This window comes from Paraburkholderia sp. HD33-4, assembly GCF_021390635.1.
GTDB lineage: Bacteria > Pseudomonadota > Gammaproteobacteria > Burkholderiales > Burkholderiaceae > Paraburkholderia.
Map to the genome: position 1 here is coordinate 3,594,753 of NZ_JAJEJS010000001.1, position 25,851 is coordinate 3,620,603.

17 protein-coding genes are annotated in these 25,851 nt (G+C 64.3%); 10 read left to right on the top strand and 7 right to left on the bottom strand.

The window, feature by feature from the left end; genetic code table 11:
* Nucleotides 1–42: 42 nt before the first annotated feature.
* The 4 genes from L0U84_RS15975 to L0U84_RS15990 all read right to left on the bottom strand — a co-directional run bounded on the left by L0U84_RS15975 (nucleotide 43) and on the right by L0U84_RS15990 (nucleotide 10,195).
* Entirely contained in the window at nucleotides 43–3,138 is a 3,096-nt protein-coding gene (locus L0U84_RS15975) for a Mur ligase family protein (protein ID WP_233851065.1), read from the bottom strand.
* A 185-nt stretch (nucleotides 3,139–3,323) separates the two neighbouring features.
* A complete protein-coding gene (locus tag L0U84_RS15980) occupies nucleotides 3,324–3,539 on the bottom strand; it encodes a hypothetical protein (protein WP_233851066.1) in 216 nt (71 codons plus the stop codon).
* 576 nt (nucleotides 3,540–4,115) lie between these two features.
* Nucleotides 4,116–5,138 carry an OmpA family protein gene (locus L0U84_RS15985; protein WP_233851067.1) on the bottom strand — a complete coding sequence of 341 codons (1,023 nt, stop codon included), beginning with the start codon at nucleotides 5,136–5,138 and terminating at the stop codon, nucleotides 4,116–4,118.
* Nucleotides 5,139–5,254: 116 nt separating this feature from the next.
* A complete protein-coding gene (locus L0U84_RS15990) occupies nucleotides 5,255–10,195 on the bottom strand; it encodes an Ig-like domain-containing protein (protein ID WP_233851068.1) in 4,941 nt (1,646 codons plus the stop codon).
* Nucleotides 10,196–10,634: 439 nt separating this feature from the next.
* On the opposite strand from L0U84_RS15990, the gene L0U84_RS15995 reads away from it, so the two are divergent.
* From L0U84_RS15995 to L0U84_RS16025, 7 genes are all read left to right on the top strand, one after another.
* Nucleotides 10,635–11,189 (top strand): hypothetical protein, encoded by a 555-nt coding sequence (locus tag L0U84_RS15995; RefSeq protein ID WP_233852084.1) that lies wholly within the window; start codon nucleotides 10,635–10,637, stop codon nucleotides 11,187–11,189.
* Nucleotides 11,155–12,828, top strand: coding sequence for an ABC transporter substrate-binding protein (locus tag L0U84_RS16000; protein WP_233851069.1), 1,674 nt, complete (start codon nucleotides 11,155–11,157; stop codon nucleotides 12,826–12,828). The genes L0U84_RS15995 and L0U84_RS16000 overlap by 35 nt, the downstream gene beginning before the upstream one ends.
* 40 nt (nucleotides 12,829–12,868) lie before the next feature.
* Entirely contained in the window at nucleotides 12,869–13,897 is a 1,029-nt protein-coding gene (locus L0U84_RS16005; RefSeq protein ID WP_233851071.1) for an ABC transporter permease, read from the top strand.
* Complete coding sequence (locus L0U84_RS16010) at nucleotides 13,894–14,793, top strand: ABC transporter permease (RefSeq protein WP_233851073.1); 900 nt, start codon at nucleotides 13,894–13,896, stop codon at nucleotides 14,791–14,793. The genes L0U84_RS16005 and L0U84_RS16010 overlap by 4 nt, the downstream gene beginning before the upstream one ends.
* The gene (locus L0U84_RS16015) at nucleotides 14,790–16,979 is read left to right on the top strand and encodes an ABC transporter ATP-binding protein (RefSeq protein WP_233851074.1); all 2,190 of its coding nucleotides are present in this window, start codon (nucleotides 14,790–14,792) and stop codon (nucleotides 16,977–16,979) included. The genes L0U84_RS16010 and L0U84_RS16015 overlap by 4 nt, the downstream gene beginning before the upstream one ends.
* 441 nt (nucleotides 16,980–17,420) lie before the next feature.
* The gene (locus L0U84_RS16020; protein WP_233851075.1) at nucleotides 17,421–18,248 is read left to right on the top strand and encodes a hypothetical protein; all 828 of its coding nucleotides are present in this window, start codon (nucleotides 17,421–17,423) and stop codon (nucleotides 18,246–18,248) included.
* A gap of 329 nt (nucleotides 18,249–18,577) precedes the next feature.
* The gene (locus L0U84_RS16025) at nucleotides 18,578–19,039 is read left to right on the top strand and encodes a Rap1a/Tai family immunity protein (RefSeq protein WP_233851076.1); all 462 of its coding nucleotides are present in this window, start codon (nucleotides 18,578–18,580) and stop codon (nucleotides 19,037–19,039) included.
* 93 nt (nucleotides 19,040–19,132) lie between these two features.
* Here the strand turns inward: L0U84_RS16025 and L0U84_RS16030 are convergent, their stop codons facing one another.
* Nucleotides 19,133–19,978: an aldo/keto reductase gene (locus L0U84_RS16030; RefSeq protein ID WP_233851077.1), complete on the bottom strand. Its 846-nt coding sequence runs from the start codon at nucleotides 19,976–19,978 to the stop codon at nucleotides 19,133–19,135.
* A 195-nt stretch (nucleotides 19,979–20,173) separates the two neighbouring features.
* Between L0U84_RS16030 and L0U84_RS16035 the strand changes: the two genes are divergently transcribed.
* On the top strand, nucleotides 20,174–20,920 hold the full coding sequence (locus tag L0U84_RS16035; protein WP_013090333.1) for a GntR family transcriptional regulator: 747 nt from the start codon (nucleotides 20,174–20,176) through the stop codon (nucleotides 20,918–20,920).
* Between the two features lie 79 nt (nucleotides 20,921–20,999).
* Here L0U84_RS16035 and L0U84_RS16040 read toward each other — a convergent pair whose 3' ends face one another.
* The gene (locus tag L0U84_RS16040) at nucleotides 21,000–22,409 is read right to left on the bottom strand and encodes a CoA transferase (protein ID WP_233851078.1); all 1,410 of its coding nucleotides are present in this window, start codon (nucleotides 22,407–22,409) and stop codon (nucleotides 21,000–21,002) included.
* 122 nt (nucleotides 22,410–22,531) lie between these two features.
* On the opposite strand from L0U84_RS16040, the gene L0U84_RS16045 reads away from it, so the two are divergent.
* Nucleotides 22,532–23,773, top strand: coding sequence for a citrate/2-methylcitrate synthase (locus L0U84_RS16045; protein WP_233851079.1), 1,242 nt, complete (start codon nucleotides 22,532–22,534; stop codon nucleotides 23,771–23,773).
* Between the two features lie 144 nt (nucleotides 23,774–23,917).
* On the opposite strand, the gene L0U84_RS16050 is transcribed toward L0U84_RS16045, so the two are convergent.
* Entirely contained in the window at nucleotides 23,918–24,223 is a 306-nt protein-coding gene (locus tag L0U84_RS16050; protein ID WP_233851080.1) for a DUF2917 domain-containing protein, read from the bottom strand.
* Nucleotides 24,224–24,404: 181 nt separating this feature from the next.
* Here L0U84_RS16050 and L0U84_RS16055 point away from each other — a divergent pair, with 181 nt between their 5' ends.
* Nucleotides 24,405–25,823, top strand: a complete 1,419-nt coding sequence (locus L0U84_RS16055; RefSeq protein WP_233851081.1) for an aminotransferase-like domain-containing protein — start codon at nucleotides 24,405–24,407, stop codon at nucleotides 25,821–25,823.
* Nucleotides 25,824–25,851: the final 28 nt, after the last annotated feature.

The window sequence follows — 25,851 nt, forward strand, 5'->3', positions numbered from 1 at the left end:
ATCACGCCTGAAAGGCTGCATTGCCCGCAGGCTTGGGGGAAGTCAAACCGCTTGTTTTTTTGCGCATGCCTTCATCCACGCCACGATGTGGTGCATGCCCGTGCTGTTGGAGCCCTTGAGCAGAACCACATCCTCGTCGACGAGTTCTTCGTGAAGTGCCGACTTCAGTTCATCCAGGGAATTCGTGTGACGTCCACGGCACGCCATCGGCAATCTCTCCCAGAAATCGGCATAGAGTTTGCCCATGACATAGACACGATCGATCGCACAGCGCTCGACCACCGCAGCAAGGTCCGAATGAAGCATCGGCGCATCGGGACCGAGTTCGGCCATCTCGCCTAGCACGGCGACCCGTCTGCGGGCAGGCTTCATGTCCCTTAAATGCTCTAAGGCCGCCCGCATCGAGCCGGGATTGGCATTGTAGGCATGGTCGACGACGGTCAGATGCCGTCCGTCAAGCGTCAATTCAAGCTCCTCGCCCCGGCCGGACAAGGCAGCAAAGTGCGCAATCCGTTCGAGCGCGGGCTCAAGCGGATAGTCGAGCGCCAGGACGGCCGCGAGGACGGCCACGCTGTTCAGCGCCATGTGCACGCCGGCCGCCCCAATCGGGTAAGTGATATCGCGGCCTCTGATGCGAACGGTCGCCGATTGTCGCGATGCATCATGGTCGACGAGCTGAAATTCACTCTCCGCAGTCGTGCCATAAGTAACGATTTTCAGATCCCGTTCCGTGGCCGCCTGGTAGACGGTGTCCCATTCCAGCATGTCGCGATTGAGTATCACAGTACTTCCCGCAGACATGCCATGGAAGATCATGCTCTTGGTCCGCGCAATGTCGGTGATCGTGCTGGTCTTGCCGAGGTGCGCCGGCTGGATGTTGGTGAAAATGCTGATGTTAGGGCGTGCAATGAGCGCGCTCTTTCTCATGTTGCCCACGGCAACTTCCAGGACCACGTGAGGGGTATCCCAATTGATTGACGCAAGATTCCAGCTCAAACCGTGGGGAAGGTTTGCGTTGAATGCACTCGCCGCCGTTTGGCCGTACGCATTGAGGGCATCTGACAGCATGGCCACGAGCGTAGTCTTGCCGGCGCTTCCGGTTACTGCCAGGACCGACCCGCTCATCTGCTGGCGCGCGTAGGCGCCCATCGCAAGAATGGCCTCACCCGTGTCCGCGACGTGCAGGACCGGCAAATCGTCAAGTTGAGCCTGCACATCAGGATCGGTCGTGATGACACCCGCCGGGCGCGTGCGCATCTGTCGAATCACGGGAACCGGAATCCCCCGGTCGCCCTCACGGACTCTGGCGACCACGATGTTTCCGGCCTGCATGGCCGGCACGTAAATGCAAAGTCCGTTGGCCGTCCACCCCGATGGCGGCGGCGTAAGCCATGTCCCATGCGTGACTGACTGGATCACCGAGGCGCTCCATTCCCGTCCCTGCGCGGAGGATTCAGACTGCTGCTTGTTCAGGTAGTTTAGATAGGCGACAAAACCAGAAAGATAGTGCTCGACGTCGTCAATGCGGATCCGGAAGGCGTGGTGACGAATGAAGAAGCTGCCCGTGATCCTGTCCGGATTGGCAAAGTACATGGCCAGTTCAGGCCAGAAATGGCCGTTGAGAAGCCGCTGCGCCCGCGCGTGCAGTGCATGGAAGAATTTATCCAGGTCAATCTCGACGAGCAGGTGCGCCAATTCGGGCTGCTGCTGCAGACGACCGACCATCTGCTCGGCAGCGGTCATCAACTCAAGGAGAGTCGGAAATGTCGTGATCCTTCCGATGACGAAATCGAGGTACCCGGCGAAATTCTGGATCCCGAACTTGTAATACGCTTCCAATGGCTTGTGACGAGTCAATTCGTTCACGCAATAGCTGAGCCAGTGATCATGCGCCTGCCAGTGTTTCGCCTCGATGAAATGACCGAACGCCTTTTCTACTGCTGCGAGCCACCTCGGATCGCCAGTCAGGCCATAAAGGCGCATCAGGCCGAAGGCCGCTTCCCCGTCGTAATAAATAATCCGGAATGCCTGTTTCACCGACAGGTCCGGATAGTTCAGCACATGACTGAACTTGCCGGTCTCCGCATCCTGCATGAAGAGGACGCCTGTCGCGAGTTGCTCAAGCAGAGTCAGATATTCGGTGGAGCCGGTCAGCTGGCTATATTTGACCAGCGCCAGCAGGCACACGCCGTTTCCACCCAGTTTGATTTCGGCCTGTGCATCAACCAGAAACGCCGCCCGCGCGCCGGACGGCAACTCCACCAGCTTGATAAGTTCGTTGACGAGATAATGCAGGGCTGCGTCGATTGCTATCTTGAGGTCGTTATCCCGGGTCACTTCCCAGGCTTCGAGCATTGCATAGACCGAACTTGCATGGCGCAGAGTGTTGTAGGTGTTGATCGCGCGATCGAAGCAGGGATGCCAACCATAATGAAAGCGTCCACCCTGCTGTACCTGCCCGGCCAGATAACGGCTGCCGGATTCGACGAGCGCCCTGACGTCCGCCGGCTGGAGCCGCTCAATCATGCGGCGGCCAGCATCCACGCCAGTTCCGTGCAAGAGATGAACTTCCTGCGATTGAAGACTCGTGAACGCCCCGCGGGTCGAGAACACGTACACCTCTCGCGCGTCTGCGAAATCCACATTGGTCAGCTTGTGACGGATGGCGGCATACCGTTCGAAGTTCTTCGTGTTGACAACGGCATGCGCCTGTGCCACGCCTCCATACAGCATGGCATTCGCATTCAGCTCGGTCTCGAGGAAGGCATGCGTGAAATTGCTGTCCAGCGACAGGCCGCAACGGAAGTAATTGCGTTTCGTTTGTTCGAGGCGATCCCGCAATGATTTCCAGGTCATGCCTTCAACCTTTTCAACCCAGTCGACCCGAAGCCACTGAACGTCCACTGCGGCGGCGCCGGCGGCCTGCGCCGCCCGCTCCATACCAGCGTCCCAGGCCTGGGCAAATGTCGGTGCCGTTGCGCTCACGACGTCGGCTCGCCGCTGCCCGTCGCTCCATGAAAAGAACACGACAAAGGACGGCCAAGGCGCAGCCAAGCGATTGACCTGCGATTCGACGACAGAGCGCAGTCGTGCGAACAGCGCAGGAAAATCTGTGGAAGTGGACGCGGTAGGCAACATGGTTTTACTCTCGGATAAGGGGAGGACAATACGTCTTCGGCCAGATACCTGACGTTAATGCTTCGTCTGGCGGCGGACAATGAAATCTGACTGGGAACGATTGACTAATCCAGTATATGCATTTGGCGAACCATGCATTTGCAAAGATTCGACCCTGTAATCGAAAAACTGGCTCCCCCTTAATTTCACCTTCTGGGGCGGCCATCATGTATCGGCACAATCAGTGCCGCGCCCGCGGACACGAGTTCCCGTCGCCACTGCTCGATGAACTCTCGTTTGTGAAATGGGGACGCAAATGTGAACTCATTGAGCATCCTGTTAAAGAACTCCTTGTCACTGCCTTGCAGCGCCGCATAGGCGAGCAATACATTGATTGCAGGAATCGCTGGTTTTTTGGTCATTCACAACTCCGTATTTGAAGCCCTTGTCGTTTTGTTTGTCTGTGGCGAAAGACAGATTAACGATAAGAACATGTTGCGAAGTTAAGTTTTCTGACTGTTAATTTTGTGGCTTACTTTTAACTTCCTGTTAGGTTTTACCTGACGGGAAGCAATGCCCAATCGACAGCATGCGGGGCCCAATCCGACATCCAACCGCGCCATACTTGCGCGAATTGTGTTCGTGCTGTGCCAAAGCATTGTGTGAGATCTGCTACCGCAAGAGATGGGTTACGGTTCGGGCACCGGCGGCTGGCGACGGCTCGCCGGGTGGCAGAACGCAGGTGTCCGGGAACGCAATCGCGAAATTCGGCCCGTCGCGCGTTAGATTCAATAGCTTCGCTCATTCGGATGCTTGAATATCCGCTACGAACGCTACGCTCGTATTCACGAAGCCTTACTGTCGCTCGCTTGCGCCTTGATTTGCTGAACGCGCCTCAAGCCGCCTTTGAGTTGACTTCGCACTTGCTTCTGAGTGGAAACGCGACCCCACCGATTCAGCAAGGTCGCGAGCCACAGAAGCCCGAGCGCGCCTTGCCATCAGGTCGGATGGGACAGGTTCACACGTACCACCACGCGGCGATTAGGCTCGTTGCAGGCAATCTTCTGCTGCATGGTGCCGCTGCACTCCGTAACCACAGGATCGGAATTGCCCGCGCTTTCAGCTGCAATCTTCAACGTCGGAACACCCCGCTCAATCAGCATCTGGCGAACCGTCATCGCACGCTGCTCGCCAAGTTTCTGCGCCGCTGCATCCGAGCCGATCAGGTCCGCATGGCCAATCACCGTGACGGCTTCCAGCGATCCGTTCTCCGCGAGAATCTGCTCGGCAAGGTGCGAAATCTGCTCCCGTCCTTTGCCGGTCATGTCCCGACTGCCAGACCTGCCGAAAGCGAACAGCGTGTCGCCCTTAAGGGTGTAGTTTTTTATCAACGCAGGTTGTGCCGCCGCGACAGGTTGTACCACGGGGACTGACGGATAGTCACACGCCTGAACTGCCGGTGCACGGGAAAGCACGTGCATTTGCGCGCGCATGCCTTGCAGCTGGGTTTCGGCTTCGTTGCGCGGCACCACCACCGGTGCACCATTGCTGCCAGCCGGCGCGACCTTGACGAAGTAGGTCATGCCGCCCTTCAGTTCAGCGCGGGATCCACCAGCGGTCTTGCCTTTGTACAGCGGTGCATCGTGGGTGTACGCACCCAGCGTGTGTTCGCCCGGCTTCACGCAGAAGACGCTATAGCCGTTAGGCAGCAACGCGGTCTGCAGGTCGCCATCAACATAGACGTCAGCGGCAGCTGAACGGCCCGCACCCGCAGAAGCGTCACGGTAATAGACGATCTGCGCCTGCTGCGGGCCGATCTGTTTAACCGGCGCATAAGTCTGGCCGAATACCTTGCCAGGCTGTGTGCCGGCGCCGGTCATCGGTCCGGCACCGGGTGCGCCAGCCTGGGTAGCCAGCGACGGCTGGTTAGAGAAAGTTTGCTGTGCGACGGCGGGCAAGACGCTGCCCATCACGAGCAATGCGCCTGCTAGCGCACGCTTCAAGGTTTTATTGAAAGTCATGTTAGTTCACCAAAACGGCTCCCCAAAACGCTCGATGCGGTTCAGGGGACCGGGTCAAATGATTGGTCAATTCCAGGGTCCGCGACGCAGGTCATGCGCCGCGGACCGCGCTGAGGTCAGTGGTTGTTCAGCACCGTCTCGACACCATGCTGTACCAGCAGTTCGGCATTCAGACCCGCGTGGTAGAAGACGTCATACTCGACGCCACCCACGGTCGTAGTGCCAGACTCCTGCACCCAGTCGCCAAGGTCCTCTCCGTCCGGCAATAGATCGGAGAGTTCGACCTTGTCGCTCGCATCGCCCTTGACCATCAACTGCGTATGGCCATCGGCAATGAACAGGTCCTCGGCTCCCAGTTCGAGCACATCGCCCAGCGAAAGCTTGAGCGTGTTGTTGCCCGTGCCGGTGATGTCGAAGACTTCGATCGACGACAGCTTCTCTTCAACGTTCGCAAGATCCAGCACCAACCCTGAACCCGTCAGCGTCAACACGTCTACTCCATCTTCAGTATGAATATCACCATCCTCATGGGTGGAATACTCAATGCCCTGAAGATCAAGCACCGTCTCTGGGCCTTCAGCCAAGGTCGCGCCTACTGACTGTTCGTCACTATCGGGTGCCGAATCTGAATCGCTCGGCTTCTCATCGTCAACGCCACTGTCAGCAGGAACATCTGCATTTGCATGTGCCATTGCATCTGTATCAGACGAATCCTCGGTGTCCTGAATCTCGGAAACCGCGACCTCGTCAACAAAGACATCAGACATCAGGCTGGTGATGGGCTGATATTCAGCAGTGTAGTAAGAACCAGCCGTGATATCGAAACCAGGCGATGCGTTATCGAAGTAAATCTCAATATTTCCCAACCTCCAGCCTTCCGGCAACATAAATTCAATATGATTTGCACCTTTATTATTCAAGTTGAAGACAGCGACAACACTATAAACCCCAGCCTTTCCGTTCATGTCGGTGGCACTAACCTTCACAACATAGTGATATTTCGGATCGATCCCATCGAAATCAAGCGAAAACCCAATCGGCCTCCCAGCGACCGAAACATGGTCTCCAAGATTGAAGTGGAGCAATGACGTCGCCGGCTGATTCTGATTGTAGAAATCCTTTGTGGCATTTATGCCTACACGTAGTACACCACCCACCCTTTTTATCTCATGACGGTCAATTACTGATTCGAAAGAATTCAGTTGGTCAGAGCCGGTGGATGTCCGGAAATCCACCTCATGGTGGCCAGGCAGTAACATCGAAAACCCGAACTGCCCGCTCGGTTCACTGGTGCCCACCGCGTTCGTCGCCACAGCCGTCAGGCTATGTTGCCCTTCGGCCAGGGGCGTTTCCGGCGTGAAGCTCCAGTTGCCATTGTCATCAGCCTTCGTCTGTCCCAGCACCTCACCACCATCAAAAATCGTCACCGTGCTGCCCGGCTCCGCCGTGCCCCGGATTTCCGGCTGTGAATCATCCGTCGTCGAACCCTTGGCGATCGGCCCCGTCACCGGCCCTTGATCGTCAATCACCGCAGTGATCACCGGTGCGTCTGGCGGCGTCGTCTTCACGATCACGACCCACGGATCCGACGGCTTGCTGTCGTTGCCCACAGGATCGCGCTGCACCAGCGTGATCTCATGCGGGCCGTCGTCCAGCGGCGTCTCCGGCGTGAAGCTCCAGTTGCCCTCCTCGTCCACCGTCGTCTCGCCAATCGGCGTGCCGTTGTCGATCACGATGACCGTGTCGCCCGGTTCACCCTTGCCCACCAGCGTCGGCTGCGGGTCGTTCGTGCCCTCGCCATTGCCCACCGGACCCTGAACCGGACCCACGTGATCAATCACTTCGTCCAGCGACGGCGTGTCCGGCGCAGTCGTCTTCACGATCACGATCCACGGATCCGACGGATCACTTTCGTTGCCCACAGGATCGCGCTGCACCAGCGTGATCTCATGCGGGCCGTCGTCCAGCGGCGTCTCCGGCGTGAAGCTCCAGTTGCCATCCTCGTCCACCGTCGTCTCGCCAATCGGCGTGCCGTTGTCGATCACGATGACCGTGTCGCCCGGTTCACCCTTGCCCACCAGCGTCGGCTGCGGGTCGTTCGTGCCCTCGCCATTGCCCACCGGACCCTGAACCGGACCCACGTGGTCAAAGATTTCGTCCAGCGTCGGCGTGTCCGGCGGCGTCGTCTTCACGATCACGATCCACGGATCCGACGGATCACTTTCGTTGCCCACCGGATCGCGCTGCACCAGCGTGATCTCATGCGAGCCGTCGTCCAGCGGCGTCTCCGGCGTGAAGCTCCAGTTGCCATCCTCGTCCACCGTCGTCTCGCCAATCGGCGTGCCGTTGTCGATCACGATGACCGTGTCGCCCGGCTCACCCTTGCCCACCAGCGTCGGCTGCGGGTCGTTCGTGCCCTCGCCATTGCCCACCGGACCCTGAACCGGACCCACGTGATCAATCACTTCGTCCAACGACGGCGTGTCCGGCGGCGTCGTCTTCACGACCACGACCCACGGATCCGACGGATCACTTTCGTTGCCCACAGGATCGCGCTGCACCAGCGTGATCTCATGCGGGCCGTCGTCCAGCGGCGTCTCCGGCGTGAAGCTCCAGTTGCCATCCTCGTCCACCGTCGTCTCGCCAATCGGCGTGCCGTTGTCGATCACGATGACCGTGTCGCCCGGCTCACCCTTGCCCACCAGCGTCGGCTGCGGGTCGTTCGTGCCCTCGCCATTGCCCACCGGACCCTGAACCGGACCCACGTGATCAATCACTTCGTCCAACGACGGCGTGTCCGGCGGCGTCGTCTTCACGACCACGACCCACGGATCCGACGGATCACTTTCGTTGCCCACCGGATCGCGCTGCACCAGCGTGATCTCATGCGGGCCGTCGTCCAGCGGCGTCTCCGGCGTGAAGCTCCAGTTGCCATCCTCGTCCACCGTCGTCTCGCCAATCGGCGTGCCGTTGTCGATCACGATGACCGTGTCGCCCGGCTCACCCTTGCCCACCAGCGTCGGCTGCGGGTCGTTCGTGCCCTCGCCATTGCCCACCGGACCCTGAACCGGACCCACGTGATCAATCACTTCGTCCAACGACGGCGTGTCCGGCGGCGTCGTCTTCACGACCACGACCCACGGATCCGACGGATCACTTTCGTTGCCCACCGGATCGCGCTGCACCAGCGTGATCTCATGCGGGCCGTCGTCCAGCGGCGTCTCCGGCGTGAAGCTCCAGTTGCCATCCTCGTCCACCGTCGTCTCGCCAATCGGCGTGCCGTTGTCGATCACGATGACCGTGTCGCCCGGCTCACCCTTGCCCACCAGCGTCGGCTGCGGGTCGTTCGTGCCCTCGCCATTGCCCACCGGACCCTGGATCGGACCCACGTGGTCAATCACTTCGTCGAGCGTCGGCGCGTCCGGCACATCCGCATCCGCATCCGCATCCGCATCCGCATCGGCATCGGCATCGGCATCGGCATCGGCATCGGCATCGGCATCAGCATCAGCGTCAGCATCCGCATCAGCATCCGCATCCGCATCCGCATCGGCATCCGCATCGGCGTCAGCGTCAGCGTCCGCGTCCGCGTCAGCATCAGCGTCCGCATCCGCATCCGCATCCGCATCCGCATCGGCATCGGCATCGGCATCGGCATCCGCATCCGCGTCAGCGTCAGCGTCAGCGTCAGCATCCGCATCCGCATCCGCATCGGCATCCGCATCGGCGTCAGCGTCAGCGTCAGCGTCAGCGTCAGCGTCAGCATCCGCATCCGCATCAGCGTCCGCGTCCGCGTCCGCGTCCGCGTCCGCGTCGGCATCGGCATCCGCATCCGCATCCGCATCCGCATCGGCATCCGCATCGGCGTCAGCGTCGGCATCGGCATCCGCATCCGCATCCGCATCGGCATCCGCATCGGCATCCGCATCCGCATCCGCATCGGCATCCGCATCGGCGTCAGCATCCGCATCCGCATCGGCGTCAGCGTCAGCGTCAGCGTCAGCGTCAGCATCCGCATCCGCATCCGCATCAGCATCGGCATCGGCATCGGCATCGGCATCCGCATCCGCATCGGCATCAGCGTCCGCGTCCGCGTCGGCATCGGCGTCCGCATCCGCATCAGCGTCAGCGTCAGCGTCCGCGTCGGCATCGGCATCCGCATCCGCATCCCCATCTGCATCCGCATCCGCATCCGCATCCGCATCCGCATCCGCATCAGCATCAGCATCAGCATCCGCATCCGCATCCGCATCCGCATCCGCATCCGCATCCGCATCCGCATCCGCATCGGCATCGGCATCGGCATCGGCATCGGCATCGGCATCGGCATCGGCATCGGCATCGGCATCAGCATCGCCATCCGCATCCGCGTCGGCGTCAGCATCCGCATCGTCTCGCTCACCCGGTGGCGTCTGCGCATCTTCAGTCGGAACTACGCCCTCTGAGCCGCCACTCTTACCGCCGCTGGCGGCTGCAATCCCTGCGCCCAACGCTGCAAGCGCGCCCAGCCCAAAAATACCGAGACCGGCCAAGCCCATACCAGGCGCAGCTGCGGCATTCGCGCTGAACCCGTTCAGTTGCTGCGCGCCCAGAACCAGAGGCGAGTCGGTGCCGTCCACAAGGAACGCGGCTTCATGGTCATTCTCGCCGTCTGCAGCGATATATTCGTGATACGCACCGTCTTCGCCCAAGCCGATCAGTTCACCTTCATTGCCGTAAAAGTCTTCGATGATCAGTTGCGGTTGGTCGAGCTCCGTCCCCTCCAGGCTGACTAGAAGGTTCTTGCCGGAACGACGCACGGTAATGTTTTGAGGAGCATGGCCAGTATCGTTGTGGGCCAGAATGAATTTGCCACCCTTGAAGGCGTGGATATGAACGGGTGCGCCTTGCGCGGAGTCGCGCAATTCGACCGTCTTCTTGATCGTGCTGCCGTCGATGACGGCCAGCTTCACTGAACTCGTACTCACAGTAATATTCCTTTCTTTCGGAGTGGGCGCGCCGGCCCAGCTGGCCAGCATATGGATGGAAAATCGTGAACCGGTTGCCGCCGGATTCATCTACGTTCATTCTTAATAAGTGCCCCGGAAACCGAAACTGGACCGATCCACTTCCCATTAGGACTGGAACGAAAACGACGTTTGGCCGGGAAATGAGGCAGGGCAACCACCCAAGGTGGCTGTTAAGGAATGTCCGGAATAGTTCTGGCGTTGAGATCCCGGTGAACTATCCTGGGAGTACAAGAGTCAGTCGCGGAGAAACTTGAACCTCCCCCAGAAATATCGCTTGGAACTTCCTGCAAACCACGCACGCCTGGATTGACGCGGATTGTCAGTACTTCCTGCGGTCAGCCCTGTGCGGTGCCCTATCAGTGCGGGCGAATTCAACCGGTGGATGAAGCAGGTTGCACGAACCGTCCGTGCTGGTGTTTTGTAGCCCGGTGTCTTCCTCGGACGTTGGTTGATCCTGGCATGGACGCGTGTGAAGCGTCGATCATGTTTGAGAATCAGCAGCGGTTCGAAACTGACATTCCGGTCGCATGGCACCTCGATGCAGATCGGGCTCATTCAAGATCAGGTCGCCTGTGTCGAATGGCCGATGAGGCCGCCGAAGACGTCAGCTTTCTCTTGCTCGGCCTGGTCTAGGGAGAGACTGATCTACACCACAGATTTCTTTAAGAGTTCTACCTTGAGGAATTCGAAGACGCATCTCGCCTCGCCCGGTTCCGCCAATTCGTCCGCGATCGCGGCCGGATATCCGAGGCACGCGTCCGGTAACCGTTGTGACGACGACACACCGCGCGTCATTTATCGGCCGATCGGACAGCGCGGCGTGCCGCCGGCGCGCCATAGCTGCGAGCAATCGCTTACACTGAGACCGCTCTGCACTGCGTTGCGCTTTCACGATCGCGGACTCACCACCTCGCGCGGCCCATCGGAAAGCGCGCTGCCCCTCGCGCCGTCGCGCGGCTCGCGCGACGCCTCCGAACCAGCAACAGAACGGATTGGACACGCCATCGATGAAAACGCCAGCGGACCGATTTCTCGCACCTGACGCATTGGACGCAGCCCGCCTCACCGCCGACGCCTACGGCAACCACGCCCTCGACGAGTTCCTCGCCGGCCGCATCACGCGCCGCGATCTGCTGCGCTATGCAAGCGTGATCGGTCTTTCGCTCGCGAGTGGCGGCCTGCTCGGCACGCCGCATGCTCAGGCACAGGGCGCTCCGGCAGCATCGAACCAGACGATCCGCGTCGCCCATTTGACGCCAGCGGGCGCCGTCGATCCGCTGACCGTGACCGACGCCGCGAGTCTCGCGCTGCTGAATCAGACCGGCGAATTCCTGATCGACGACGACGGCGAGAAGCTGATGCTGAAGCCGGCACTCGCGTTATCGTGGAAACCGAACGACAAGGGCGACGTCTGGACCTTCAAGCTGCGGCCCAACGTCAAATTCCACGACGGCCAGAGCTTCGGCGCAAAGGACGTGGTCGCCACCTTCGACCGTCTCGCCGATCCCGCGAGCGGCTCGGCCGCGCTATCGGTTTTAAAAGGCGTGCTATCGAAAGGCGGCGCGAAGGTCGTCGACGAACACACGGTGGAGTTTCATCTCGATGCGCCGATCGGCAATTTCCCGTACTACGTTTCTTCGGATAATTACAACGCGGTGATCCTGCCCGCGAACTTCGCGGGCAATTACGAAAAGAGTTTCATCGGCACCGGTCCGTTCAAGCTCGAAAAGTATCAGCCGAAGGTCGGCGCGTCGTTCGTGCGCAACCCCGACTACTGGGGCGACAAAGCGTTACCGCAACGCGTACAGTTTTCGTTCTATGCCGACGAACAGGCGCAATTGCTCGCCTTGCAAGGCCATCAGGCCGACGTGATGGGCACCTTCACCGTGCAGGGTGGCGCGGCGATCCTGAACAATCCGGAGTACAAAGCGGTCGGCGTGAAGTCGAGCGCGCATCGGCAGATTCACATGCGCAACGACAGTCCGCTTTTCAAGGACAAGCGCGTGCGCCAGGCGCTGGCGTTATCGCTCGATCGCGACGTGCTCGTGCGCGGCCTCTTCAAGGGCCGCGCACAACTCGGCAACGATAGCCCGTTCGCGCCGGTGTTTCCATCGTCGGATGCGGGCGTGCCGCAACGCAATATCGACGTCGCGAAGGCGAAGCAGTTGCTCGCCCAGGCGGGCGTGCCGAACGGCTTCGACGTCACGCTGACCACCGAAAAATACATGGAGATTCCCGACCTTGCCGTCGTCGTGCAGAACGCCGCCAAGGCGATCGGCGTGCGCATCAATCTGAAGGTCGAGAGCCAATCGCTCTACTACGGCGCGGGCACGCCGGGCAAATCCGATTGGCTCGACTCACCGCTCGGCATCACCGACTACGGCCATCGTGGCGTGCCGAACGTGTTCCTCAATGCGCCGCTGACGAGCAACGGCACGTGGAACGCCGCGCACTTCAAGAATCCGCAATACGATCAGCTGGTCGCGCAATTCGTCGCGGCGATCGATCTCGCCACCCAAAGAAAACTCTCCGGGCAGATCCAGACACTGTTGCTCGACGAAACGCCGCTGATCATCCCGTTCTTCTACGATCAGCTGATCGCGATGCGCAAGGGCGTGAATGGCGTGCGCTTCACGGCGCTCGCGCAACTCTATTTCGATCGCGCGACGTTGAGCGCGTAAACATCGCGCGCTCTGCCTCACTTTTGCAGGAGAACTCACGATGTCGGCTCCGGCGCCCTCTCCCGCATCGAACACATCCCGTTCGCCGCGCACGGCCAACGGCAACGCGGGCCGTGTCGCGCGGTTTCTGGCGACGCGCGCGGGTCTCTCGCTGATCACGTTGTGGCTGCTGTCGTTGATCGTGTTCGCCGGCGGCCAGTTGTTGCCCGGCGACATCGGCCGCGCGGTCCTCGGGCCGCTCGCCGATGCGCGCGCGGTCGCCGCCCTCGATCATCAACTCGGCGCCGACCGCCCGTTGCTCACTCAGTACATCGACTGGATCACGCATTTCGTGCGCGGCAACATGGGGCTGTCGTACGCGTACCGCGAGCCGGTCGGGCCGTTCATCGCCGATGCGCTCGTGCATTCGGCAAAGCTCGGCTTGCTCGCGTTCATCGTCGTCGTGCCGCTCGGCATCGCGGGCGGCGTGTGGTCGGCGATGCATGCGGGGCGCTGGCTCGATCGCACGATCAGCATTGCCGGTTTGTCGGCGACGGTGGTGCCGGAGTTCGTGTCGTCGATCGTGTTGATTCTCGTGTTCGGCATATGGCTGCGCTGGCTGCCGATCGAGGCCTCGTATCCGCCCGACGCGGGCGTGCTCGAACAACTGAGGCATCTCGTGCTGCCCGTGCTGCCGCTCGTCCTCGTTTTCTTCGGCTACATCGCGCGGATGGCGCGCGCGGGTACGGTCGAAGCGCTCGACGCCGACTACACGCGCACCGCGATTCTCAAAGGCCTGCCGCGCCACGTCGTGATCTGGCGGCACGTACTGCGCAACGCGCTGCTGCCGACGATCACGGTCGCCGCCACCCAACTCGGCTACATGATCGGCGGACTCGTGGTGGTCGAGACACTGTTCCACTACCAGGGCATCGGCTCGCTGATCTACAACGCCGCCAAGGCGAAGGACTTTCCCATGCTCGAAGCCGGCGTGCTGACGATCGGCGTCGTCTACACGCTCGCGAATCTGGCCGCCGATGCGCTGCACGTGCTGCTCAATCCGCGGCTGCGGGTGAGGACTGCTGAATGAACACGACCGCACCGCCGGCTGCAGCGACGCCACCAGGCGCACGTGGCCCCAAGCCGCGCGCGGCCGCCGAACCGCGCTTCCCGCGTCTTGTCCTGCTGCTGCGCTCGCCCACCTTCATCGTGGGCGCGCTGATCGTCGCGTGGTGGATCGTCTGCGCGATCGCCGGGCCTTGGTTCGTGCATCTCGATCCGTACGCGTCCGATCCGCTCAATTCACTGACGCCGCCCGATCGCACGCACTGGTTCGGCACCGATCAGCTCGGCCGCGACGTGTTCTCGCGCGTGATCGTCGGCGCGCGCGACATCCTGACGATCGCGCCGCTCGCGACGCTGCTCGGCACTGCGGCAGGCACCGCACTTGGTCTGCTGGTCGGCTACTTCGACGGTTGGGTCGACGACGTGATCGGCCGCCTGATCGACGCAGTGCTCGCGCTGCCGCTCGTGATCGTTGCCCTGCTCGCGCTCGCCGCGGTCGGTGCGTCGAACTTCACGGTGATTCTCGTGATCGGCATCACGTTCACGCCGATCACCGCGCGCACCGTGCGCGCCGCCGTGTTCGCCGAACGCCATCTCGACTATGTGGCCGCCGCACAGCTGCGCGGCGAGCGTGCGCCGTACATCATGTTCGTGGAGATCCTGCCGAACGTCTTGCCGCCAATCATCGTCGAGGCAACCGTGCGGCTCGGCTACGCGATCTTTGCGGTCGCGACGCTATCGTTTCTCGGCTTCGGCATCCAGCCGCCGTCAGCCGACTGGGGGCTCGCGTTGTCGGAGTCGTACACGCTGATGGCGGGCGGGGCGTGGTGGACCGTCGTGTTCGCGGCCGGCGCGATCGCCTCGCTGGTGGTCGGCGTCAATCTGATCGCCGACGGCGTGCAGGGAGTGCTCGACCGATGAACGGCGCGCCGCCCTCCTCGTTCGCCGCGTTCGACGTGTCGAAAAGCGATCGCACCGATGCGCTGACCGTGGTCGGCCTGACGGTCACCTACCGGATCCGCGGACGCGATCGCGAAGTGCTGCAGGACGTGTCGTTTCGCGTCCGACGCGGCGAAGCGTATGGGCTCGTCGGCGAATCGGGCTGCGGCAAGTCGACCGTGGCGATGGCGACGCTGCGCTATCTGCCGCGCAACGGCAAGGTGAAGGCCGGCAAGATCGTGATCGCCGGTGAGGACGTGCAGAAGCTCGGCGCCGATGCGCTGCGCAGCATGCGCGCGACTACCGTCTCGATGGTCTACCAGGACCCGGGGCGTGCGCTGAATCCATCGCTGACGATAGCCCGTCAGGTTTCCGAAGCATTCGAGGCCGCCGGCGTCGCGCGTGACGAAGCGCTGCATCGCACGCTCGAAATTCTCAAACGCGTGCGCATCGCCACGCCCGAGCGCGTGATGGACAGCTATCCTCATCAATTGTCGGGCGGCATGCAGCAGCGCGTCGTGATCGCGATGGCACTGGCGTCGAACCCCGCCCTGCTGATCCTCGACGAACCGACCACCGGCCTCGACGCGACCGTCGAGGCGGAAGTGCTCGACCTCGTCGCGCAGTTGCGCGGGGAACTGGGTACCGCGGTGCTGTTCATCAGCCACAACCTCGCGGTAATCGGCCGCATGTGCGAACGCGTCGGCGTGCTGTACGCGGGCAAGCTGGTCGAGGAAGGCGCGACCCAGGATGTGTTCGCACGGCCACGTCATCCGTACACGGTCGGATTGCTGCGCTGCCTGCCGACGGCCGGACGCAGCAAGGACCGCGAGCGGCTCGATACGATCGCGGGCGGCCTGCCGCTGCCGGGCTCGGTCACGCAGGGCTGCGTCTATGCGGAGCGCTGCCGTCTCGCCGACGAGCGCTGCCGCCGCGACGCGCCGCCGCCGTATCGGCTCGGCGCCGCGCATGGCGATCAGATGGCGCGCTGCCACTATCACGAGCGCGCGATCGAGTTGCCGCGTGCGGCCTCGAGCGCAGCGCCCGCAGTGGCCGCATCACCCGAGGCGCGGCCGGGCGCGCCGTCGTCGCCAGTTCTGCGCGCGCGCAACCTGGCGAAAACATTCCACGTGTCGGGTACCCCGCTGCGCGCGGTCGACGACGTGTCGCTCGAACTCGCGAGCGGCGAGACGCTCGGCCTCGTCGGCGAATCGGGCAGCGGCAAGACGACCCTCGCGCGGCTGATGCTCGGCCTGCTCGCACCCGACGCCGGCGCCGTGCTCGAACTCGACGGCGCGCCGCTCGCCGCGCGTGTCACGCGACGCAGCGACGAACAGCTGAAGTCGCTGCAGATCGTGTTCCAGAATCCCGACTCGGCGCTCAATCGCGCCCATTCGGTCAAGCGGCTGATCGGCCGCGCGCTCGCGCGCTTCACCGCGCTGCGCGGGCCCGAGATCGACGCACGTCTCGCCGCGCTGACGGATGCCGTGCGGTTGCCCGAGCGCTATCTCGACGCGCGCTCGCGTCAGCTATCGGGTGGGCTCAAGCAGCGCGTCGCGATTGCGCGCGCGTTCGCCGGCGAACCACGGGTCGTCGTGTGCGACGAGCCGACTTCGTCGCTCGACGTGTCGGTGCAGGCCGCGATTCTGAACCTGCTCGCCGACTTGCAGCGCGAGCGCGGCGTCAGCTACGTGTTCATCTCGCACGATCTGCACGTGGTGCGCTACGTGTCGGATCGCATCGCGGTGCTCTATCTCGGCCGATTGCTCGAAATCGGCCCGGCGGCGGCCGTGTTCGATGGGCCGCAGCATCCCTATACCGAGGCGCTGCTGTCCGCGGTGCCGACGCTACCGGGCGACGGCGAGTCCAGCGACGCCCATCGACGTGCGCGCATCCGTCTCACGGGCGAGTTGCCCGGGCCCGGCGCGATGCCCTCGGGCTGCGTGTTTCACACGCGCTGTCCGCGCAAGCTCGGCGCGATCTGCGAGCAGCAGGACCCACCTTTGCTCGACGCCGGCGGCGCCGCGGACTCGCGTTCCGCGCACCGGATTCGCTGCCATATTCCGGTCGCCACACTGCGCGAGCTGCAAAGCGAGCGCCGCCGCGACAACGCGGACGACCCGACGAATGGCGGTGCCGGCGGCGACGCGTCGGAAAACGCCAGCTAGCGTCGACTCGAACCCCATCGATTCGCACCACACGGCGTGAGGCAACACGCCGCCCATTTAACGAATCCCGCACTGGAACACGCTTTTGCGTGCGTGCGTTTCATCGCCGCAACGTTTTCGGGCGTTTTTCCGGCGTGCGCATCGCACATCCCGATATCGCCCGCGTCGCTTCAAGGCTTGGCGACCCGTGGCATGGATATCGCTAAATTAGCGGCCAGAGAATCGAAGTCAGACCGGGCGCGCAACGCCGCGCATAGCCGCACGACGAGCGTCACCACGCGATGGCGCGACCTCGCGCGATCTGCACGGCAGCGACGCGCGCACCGCTTCGACACCACGGACTCGGGGTGCGACAGGACCCGCAGGCAGACAGGCCGGCCGCCGCTGGAGCAGCACGCGAAGGCGGCAGCGAGGTACCGTCCTTCGCTCGGGAGACGCGCGATGAAGACCAGAAAATTAGCTCAGTACTACTGTGCAATGCGCTGCGCGGTGGTCCTCGCGGGGGTGGCGGCGCTGGCGGGCGAGGCCACGTACGGGGCGTCGGCGGACGTGATCCCTCGCTGGGTGGTGCTGGCCGACGCGTCGCGGGGGCAGCCCGGCGAGTCGGTGCCGCTGCTGCTCGCACAGAACGACGCCGCGGCGACCGGCGCCGAGGCCGGCACCGCCACGGCCGCCGACGATGCCGCGTCGGTGTTCGCACCGGCCGGCTGCGGCGGGCTCGGCGGTCCAGGCTGCGGCCGGCTCGGCGGCGGCAGCGGCAATGGTAGTGGCGGCGCGGCGGGTTCGAGCAATAGCGGTGCTGGCGCCAGCGGCAACGGTGGCGTCGGGGCGGCGGGTTCAGGGAGCGGGAGTGGGAGTGGGAGTGCGGGCACGGGCGGTAAGGGAAATAGCAGTGGAGGAAATAGTGGCGGTGGTGGTGGCAGCGGCGGTGGGAACAGTGGGAGCGGCAGCAGCGGTGGTGGCGGTGGCGGTGGCGGTGGCGGCGGCAGCGGCGGCAGCGGCGGCAGCAGCGGCGGCAGCGGCGGCAGCGGCGGCAGCAGCGGCGGCAGCGGGAGCGGCGGCTGCGGTTGCGGAGGCTCCAGCGGCGGCCCTGGTGGTGGCTTCGGTGGTGGACCTGGCGGTGGTTTCGGCGGTGCGAATGGCGGTGGCTTTGGCGGTGGCTTCGGTGGCGGGTTCGGCGGAGGCCTTGGCGGAGGCTTCGGCGGCGGTCACGGAGGCAAGGGTGGCGGCAGCGGCGGCAGTGGCAACGGTGGCGGGAACGGGCATTAGGCGTGGCCCGTTTCCTCAGGTAGGGGGCCCCCGCGCCCTACCCGCCGGCGACATGTCCCGGCATACTGTCCGCTATCCGCTGGCAACGGCGGTGGCGTCCCGATCCCCCGGTCGGGCGTCACCGCCCGAGGCCGGTCGGAGCGGCCCGCCCCGCCTTCGGCGCGCGCTGACGGAGTGGCTCGCAGAGTGCGCGACCCGCGCCGCGCGCCGTCGCGCGAACCGCACCGTCAGCGGCGGGAACACAACCTCCATTGCGTGCGAGTGTTATGGAACCAATCCGAGACGACCGCCTCATATCAGATTCATCGTTCGATATGAGGGCCCACAACATGCATAGAAGCGTCCCCCCCTCCGCGACCCGCACGGCAGCCGCCGTGCTAATGGTTACCGCCTTGGGCCTCGCATCGCTCGCCAATGCGCAAACACCCGCGCAGCCAATGGCGCAAACCCTGTCGCAAGCGGCGCCGCCGGTCGACCCGAGCTTCTCCGCCTACTCGCTCGTCCAGAGCTGCAAACAGCGCCACGACAACGTCGCGCAAGGGCAATGCGTCGGCGCGATCCGCGGCATCATCCACGGTTATCAGTACGGTGTGCTGTTCCTCGCCCAACGCGTCACACTCCCCGCCAACGAGACCCAGCGCGTGTCGCTATGCCTGCGCGACGTGCCGGTGTCGTCGATCGTCGACGACTTCCTCGCCGACGCCGCCCAGGTGCCGGACGACGCGCTGCAGCACACCCCCGCCGAAGTCGCCGTGCTCGGCTCCGTGCATCAGCACCATCCCTGCACCTGAGCGTCGCGTCGGCGCGAGCGGCGTGAGCGCCGCTCACGGCGCTTCGAGCCTCGCGCGCCGCCGCTTCGCAACGGGCGGCGGTCGCGCCAGGGCTTACAACATCTCCAGCGCACGCTTGCCGCGCGGCGGCTTGAAGTACGCGTCGAGCGCGGCGAGTTCGCCGGCTTCCAGCACCAGTTGCGACGCGCGATGGTTGTCGCGCACATGCTCGACGCGCGCCGCCTTCGGAATCGCGCACACGTTGGGCTTGCCCAGCACCCACGCGAGCGCCACCTGAAACACGGAGACGCCGCGCGCGTCGGCGATGTCGTCGAGCGGTGAGCGTTTGGGCAGCCGCGCATGATCGACCGGGCTGTACGCCATCGCCGGCATGCCGCGCCCGGCGAGCCAGGGCAGCAGATCGAACTCCGGCCCGCGCCGCGCCACGTTGTACAGAATCTGATTGGTCGCGCACGCGTCGCCTCCCGGTGTCGCGACGAGTTCTTCCATGTCGTCGGTATCGAAGTTGCTCACGCCCCAGTGACGGATCTTGCCCGCGCGCCGCAACGCCTCGAAGCCGTCGACGGTCTCCGCGAGCGGCACCGAGCCGGGCCAGTGCAGCAGATACAGATCGAGCCGGTCCGTCTTCAAACGCTTCAGGCTCTGCTCGCACGCGGCGATCACGCCGCGCCGGCTGGCGTTGTGCGGATACACCTTGCTGACCAGAAACACCTTGTCGCGCAAACCGGCGAGCGCTTCACCTAGCAGCGACTCGGTCGCGCCGTCGCCGTACATTTCGGCGGTGTCGATCAGCGTCATGCCGAGTTCGACGCCGCAACGCAGCGCATCGATTTCCGCCGCGCGTCGGGTCCGCTGCTCGCCCATCTCCCACGTGCCCTGCCCCAGCGCCGGAATGCGCTCGCCGCCCGGCAGGCTCACGCTCGCGATCTCGCTCGTCATGCTGACTCCTCGAAAGTGGTTCGATCCGGATGCGATGCGACGGCACGCTGCCTCATCACGCAACGCATGCTACGAAAAACATCGCGACGAGTTTAGCGGCTCCGCGGCCTCACCGCGGCGCGCCAGGCAAAAGCCCGCTATAACGGGACGCGCCGATGTTTTAAAATTGCCGCTTGCCCATCTTGCGTGAGCCCCATGACCTCTGCCTCGGAAGACCGCTGGCGCGACCTGCGCCCGGACCCGGAAAACGACACACCGCTCTATCTGCAACTTGCCCGCAAGCTCGGCAGCGCGATCCACGAAAACCGCTGGAACGCCGGCGAGGCATTGCCCTCGGAGCGCGTGCTGTCGGAGGCCCTCGGCGTGTCGCGCATCACGTCGCGCAAGGCGATCGCGCTGCTCGTCGAGCAAGGTTTGATCCGCCGTACTCAAGGCGCGGGCAGCTTCATCACGCCGCGCTATGAAGATCCGCTGTCGCGTCTGTCGAGCTTCAGCGAAATGCTGCGGCGGCGCGGCTTCACGCCGAGTTCGAAGTGGCTATCGCGAGAAATCTCGCCGGCCAATCGCGACGAGGTGATCCAGCTGGGGCTGTCGCCGGCCGCCGCGGTCACGCGGCTGCGGCGGCTGCGGCTCGCCGACGGCATCGTGATGGCGGTCGAGAATTCGACGTTCCCGGCCGCGGTGATTCCCGATCCGCAGGCAATCGGCGACTCGCTGTACACGTATCTGGAGAATCGCGGACTGACGATCGTGCGCGCGTTGCAGCACTTCCGCGCGGTGAACGCGAGCGACGAGATAGCGCAGCAAATGAGCATCGCGCCGAACGAGGCGTTGCTGTTGATCACCCGCGTTGGCTATACGGCGGATCAGCGGGCCATTGAATTGACCGATACATACTGCCGCAACGATTACTACGACTTCGTGGCGGAGTTGCGGAAGTAGGCTGCGACACGGTTGATGGGCGGTCGGGCTCGCTTTGGTCCTAACCGCGACGCTCCGCTCGCCACCCCTGCTACCCCCTTTACGTCCACCGGGCTTCGTGCGCGCCGATGCGCGCCGGCGGCAGCGCGTAGAACGCCGGCGTCTGCGCCAGTTCCTCTGCGGGTAGCACACCGAGCACGCGCCCGAACTCCGATTGCACGCTCGCGACGCAATCGCGCACGTCGTCGAGCGACACCTCGGGCGCCTGCTGCCCATCGGCCAGCAGCCCGAAAGACTGCAGCCAGCGCCCGGTCTGCGCCAGCGACACCTTCACATGCCAGCTGCCGCCCTCGCGTGCCCGCCGCGCCAGCGCAACCATCGCGCCGAACGCGGCCAGATAGCCGGTCGCGTGATCGAGCGCCTGACACGGCAGATGCCGCGGCTCGGCCGCCCCCGCCGCCGCACGCTCCGTCCACGCGATGCCGCTCGCCGATTGCACCAGACTATCGAAGCCGCGTCGCTGCGCCCACGGCCCCGTGTGCCCATATGCGCACACCGACACATAGACGATGCCGGGCCGCAGCCGCGCCAGTTCGCCCGGCCCGAAGCCGCGCGCCGCGAGCGCGCCTGGACGATAGGCCTGCAGGAACACCTCGGCATCGCGCGCGAGTCCGCGCACCGTGTCGCAGCCAGCCGCGTCGCGCAGATCGACGAGCGCCGAACGCTTGCCGCGGCCGTTGTCGATCACGAGCGGCGCGATGTTCGGCAGATGCGGTCCGTTGATCGTCAACACGTCGGCGCCATGATGCGCGAGCGCACGGCCGACCACCGGCCCGGCGATGATCCGCGACAGATCGAGCACCCGCACACCCGCGAGCGGGCGGTCGATGCCGGGTTCAGCGTCGGCGTCGGCGTGGCGCGGCGGCTCGGCCGGCCCGTCGCCGATGCGCTCTATCTCGAACAGCGGCAAGCGCGCGATCGCTTTGGCCTGTTCGAGCGCGGCCCATTCGTCCGGCGTGCGAATCAACGCCGAGCACAGGCCCGCGTCGGCGAGCGTTTGATCGAGCGTCGCGCCCTCCCAGCCGCGAATCGCGGCGGCCACCGACTCGCGCCCGTTGTCGCAGCCGAGCACCTCGAGCACGCCCTTCAAGTGATGCGCGAAATTCGTATGCAGCTGAATCCAGCGGCCGTCGCCCGTTTCGTAGAAGCCGGTGACTGGATCGCGCAGTGCGGGGGGCGGCCCATCGTCGATGCGCAGATAGCGTTCGCTGCGAAACGCCGCCAGCGCTCGACGCATCTGCACCGAGACCTGCTGCCTGCGTCCGCTGCGCAAGCGCCAGTATTCGGCGGCGGCGAGGCCCGTCGCGGCGATGGTCGACGACGCGAGGCTGCCGACGCGGTAGACCGACGGCAAGCCGGGGTCCGCGCCGGCGAGCGACACGGCGTGCAGCGCGACCGGATCGCAGCCGGCGAGGGTCCAGATGTGCTTGAGGGCGAGTTCGGGCGTCATGGCATCGAGGCGCGGTGGCCGCGCGGACTGGAAGCAGGTGCACCGAGTCTAAATTTACGCCTTGTCGCAATCAATCTTGATTATGATAATCAATATATATTGATTTCTTCGGTTTCCGCATCATGCCAACCCCGATTTACCTGACCGCCGCCGAGGCGGCCGCGACGCTCGGCGTCAGCTTGCCGACGCTGTATGCCTACGTGAGCCGCGGGATGCTCGGCTCGTCGCCGGACGCGCAAGGCAGGCATCGGCTCTACGATGCCGCCGAGGTGCGCCGCCTCGCGCGTCGCAAGGCGGACGGCAAGCGCGCCGGCAAAGTCGCGCAGAAGGTGCTCGACTGGGGCGTGCCCGTGCTCGAATCGTCGATCACGCTGGTCGCGGACGGTCGGCTGCTGTATCGCGGGCACGATGCGATCGAGCTCGCGCGCAGCGCGTCACTCGAAGACGTCGCGGCGCTGCTGTGGGAATGCGGCGCGCGGCGCATCGCCGATGCGCCCACCGTGCCGCTCGCCCCCGCGCAATGGGCCGCCTGGCTCAAGCTGTGGAGTGACAGCACGCCGCTCGACCGCGCGCTGGTGCTGCTGCCGGCCGCCGCCGCGCAGATGCCGCGGGTGTGGGCGCTCGGCCGCGATGCGCAGCTCGACACCGCGTGCGCCGTGATGCGGCTGCTTGCTGCCGCGATGCTGCCGGCGGCGCCGTCGAACGAACCGCTGCATCGGCAGATCGCGACGGCCTGGCGGGTGCGCAGCCGGCAGCAAAGCGGGCTGCTGCGCGCGGCGCTGGTCGCCTGCGCGGATCACGAGCTGAACGCGTCGACTTTCACGGTCCGCTGCATCACGTCGACGGGCACGCATCTGTTCGGTGCGGTCGCGGGCGGGCTCGCGGCGCTCGCCGGGCCGCGTCACGGCGGCGAAACCGTGCGCATCGCCGCGCTGCTCGATGAGGCGTCGCGCTCGCCCGAACTGGACCGCTATCTGGCGAACCGTCTCGCGCGCCACGAGCACGGCGCGCAAGGTCCGGTGCTCTCGGGCTTCGGTCATCCGCTCTATCCGGACGGTGATCCGCGCGCGCGCTTGTTGCTGATGATGCTCGCTGACTGTGCGCCGGCCCGCTCGCCGCTCGACGAGGTACTCCAGCTTGCGCGAGCCGTGCGCGAAACGACCGGCGCGGAGCCGACGGTGGACTTCGCGCTGGCGGCGATCGAGCGCGTGCTCGGCTTGCCGACGGGGGCCGCGTTCACGCTGTTCGCGCTCGGGCGGGTGGTCGGATGGATTGCGCACGCGATGGAGCAAACGCGCGACGGCCGGTTGATCCGGCCGCGGGCGCGGTATATCGGGGAGTACGAGCCGGGAGGGGGGGCTTAGGGGGGGCTTAGGGGGTGCTTAGGGGGTGCTTAGGGGGTGCTTAGGGGCTGCTCAGGGGCTGCTTGGGGGCTGCTTGGGGGCCGCCCCTGGGCTGCATGGGTGCCGCGCCGGGTTTGCAACGCGGCGGCCCGCGGTTCGCCCGCCTCAGACCGCGCCAGGCCGACGCGCCAGCCAGGCCGGCATCGGCCAGCCGAGTAGCAGCGTGGGCAACTTGCGCTCCGAGCCGCTCGCCAGCGCGAAACGCGCCCCCGCCTGCCCCGCGCTGATCCATGCCACCGATCCTCGCGCCAACTCGATCGACTCCCCCGCCGCCAGCCAGTGATCCTCATGCTCGCCCTCGACGGTCAGCCAGATGTTGCCGCTGATCACCTTGAAAATCGTCGGACGCGCGACCTGCCAAGCCGCGACGGGCTCGCTATGTTCCAACTCGAAAACTCGAACTTCTCGCATCGCCGTTCTCCTCGAAGAACTTTCTGTTGTACCGATTATTGACGTGCGATGATCGAAATCACATGCACAGTTCCGAACACTTTCATCGGAACTGTTCAGTCGAAAAACCGAACAGTTGGCATGGCTCGCGCGACCCAGGTTAAGAGCTTTCGCGTTCGCCAGCCGGCGCAAGAAGGCAAGTATGAAACTCGAAATCGAACTCGATCGGGACAATGGTGTGCCGCTGACCGAGCAGATCGTCGCGGGCGTCTCGGCATGGATCCGCTCGCGCAATGCGCATCCCGGCTCGAAGCTACCGTCGATCCGCCAGTTCGCCGCCGACTTCAGCGTAAGCCGCTTTCCGGTGATCGAGGCATATGACAGGCTGGTGTCGCTCGGCTATGTCGACTCGCGCCACGGCTCCGGCTTCTACGTCGCCGACCGTCAGCCGACGGACATGCGCTGCCAGGGCACTTCAGACCCTCGCCGGGCCGATGTCGAGTCGGACCATTTGCTGGCGCAATTCAACTTTCCGGGTGAGACGCTGAAGCTCAGCACCGGTTTCATTCCCGAAAGCTGGCGCGACATCGATGGCATTGCGCAGGCGATCCGCCACGTATCTCGAACCGATCCTGCGAGCATGGTCGAGTACGCGACGCCGCTCGGCAACCCGGTCTTGCGCGAGCAGTTGCGCGGCCGCATTGGCCAGTTGGGCATCCAGGCGGACGCGTCGCAGATTCTGATCACCAATGGCGCGAGTCAGGCGTTCGATCTGCTGGTGCGCTACATGCTCAAGCCAGGTGACACGATCTTTGTCGAGGACCCTGGCTACTACAACCTGTACGGCCTGTTGCGACTGCACGGCATGAAGCTGATCGGCATTCCGCGCACCGGCAATGGTCCCGACCTCGACGTGATGCAGGCGCAACTGAAGCTGCACCGGCCCAGATTGCTGCTCATCAACACCGTGTTCCACAACCCGACCGGCACCACGGTCGCACCGCAGGTCGCGTTCCGTTTGCTGCAAATGGCGCGTGAGCATGGCTTTCAGATCATCGAAGACGACATCTACGCGGATTTTCAGACCGAGATTACCGACCGCCTCGCCACCCTCGACCAGCTCGAACAGGTGATCTACATCGGCGGATTGTCGAAGACGCTATCGTCGTCGCTACGGATCGGCTGCGTGGTAGCGAACCACGCGATCATCAAGGATCTGGTCGACATCAAGATGCTGACGAGCATCGGCGGCTCGCGCTTTGCCGAGGCGGTGGCGGTGTCGATGCTGGAGCGCGGCGCATATCGCAAATATCTGGAGCGATTGCGCCGCCAGATGCGCGGCGCGCTCGGCTCCACCGTTCAGACACTCGAAGACGCCGGCTGGGAGATTTTCGAAGAGCCAGCAGGCGGCAAGTTCGTGTGGGCGCGCGTGCCCCATGTTGCGGATGCCGAACGGCTGGTTGAATGCGGCGTGCCGCTCGGGGTGACGGTGCTGCCTGGACAACACTTCAGGCCGAATCGGGAGGCGAGCCCGTGGATCCGGATTCATGTGGCGTTTGGCAACGAGCCACGGGCGCAGGCGTTTTTTCATGCGGCGGCGCAGTTGCCGCCTGATGCGTGAACACCGCGTGAAGCGGGGCTGTGACGCG

Excerpts from the sequence above, each read along its gene's own strand:
- L0U84_RS16005 (WP_233851071.1), top strand. The coding sequence starts at position 12,869 with ATGTCGGCTCCGGCGCCCTCTCCCGCATCGAACACATCCCGTTCGCCG.
- L0U84_RS16050 (WP_233851080.1), bottom strand. The coding sequence starts at position 24,223 with ATGCGAGAAGTTCGAGTTTTCGAGTTGGAACATAGCGAGCCCGTCGCG.
- L0U84_RS16015 (WP_233851074.1), top strand. The coding sequence starts at position 14,790 with ATGAACGGCGCGCCGCCCTCCTCGTTCGCCGCGTTCGACGTGTCGAAA.
- L0U84_RS16055 (WP_233851081.1), top strand. The coding sequence starts at position 24,405 with ATGAAACTCGAAATCGAACTCGATCGGGACAATGGTGTGCCGCTGACC.
- L0U84_RS15975 (WP_233851065.1), bottom strand. The coding sequence starts at position 3,138 with ATGTTGCCTACCGCGTCCACTTCCACAGATTTTCCTGCGCTGTTCGCA.
- L0U84_RS16040 (WP_233851078.1), bottom strand. The coding sequence starts at position 22,409 with ATGACGCCCGAACTCGCCCTCAAGCACATCTGGACCCTCGCCGGCTGC.
- L0U84_RS16020 (WP_233851075.1), top strand. The coding sequence starts at position 17,421 with ATGAAGACCAGAAAATTAGCTCAGTACTACTGTGCAATGCGCTGCGCG.
- L0U84_RS15990 (WP_233851068.1), bottom strand. The coding sequence starts at position 10,195 with ATGAATCCGGCGGCAACCGGTTCACGATTTTCCATCCATATGCTGGCC.
- L0U84_RS16010 (WP_233851073.1), top strand. The coding sequence starts at position 13,894 with ATGAACACGACCGCACCGCCGGCTGCAGCGACGCCACCAGGCGCACGT.
- L0U84_RS16000 (WP_233851069.1), top strand. The coding sequence starts at position 11,155 with ATGAAAACGCCAGCGGACCGATTTCTCGCACCTGACGCATTGGACGCA.
- L0U84_RS16025 (WP_233851076.1), top strand. The coding sequence starts at position 18,578 with ATGCATAGAAGCGTCCCCCCCTCCGCGACCCGCACGGCAGCCGCCGTG.
- L0U84_RS16035 (WP_013090333.1), top strand. The coding sequence starts at position 20,174 with ATGACCTCTGCCTCGGAAGACCGCTGGCGCGACCTGCGCCCGGACCCG.
- L0U84_RS15985 (WP_233851067.1), bottom strand. The coding sequence starts at position 5,138 with ATGACTTTCAATAAAACCTTGAAGCGTGCGCTAGCAGGCGCATTGCTC.
- L0U84_RS15980 (WP_233851066.1), bottom strand. The coding sequence starts at position 3,539 with ATGACCAAAAAACCAGCGATTCCTGCAATCAATGTATTGCTCGCCTAT.
- L0U84_RS16045 (WP_233851079.1), top strand. The coding sequence starts at position 22,532 with ATGCCAACCCCGATTTACCTGACCGCCGCCGAGGCGGCCGCGACGCTC.
- L0U84_RS16030 (WP_233851077.1), bottom strand. The coding sequence starts at position 19,978 with ATGACGAGCGAGATCGCGAGCGTGAGCCTGCCGGGCGGCGAGCGCATT.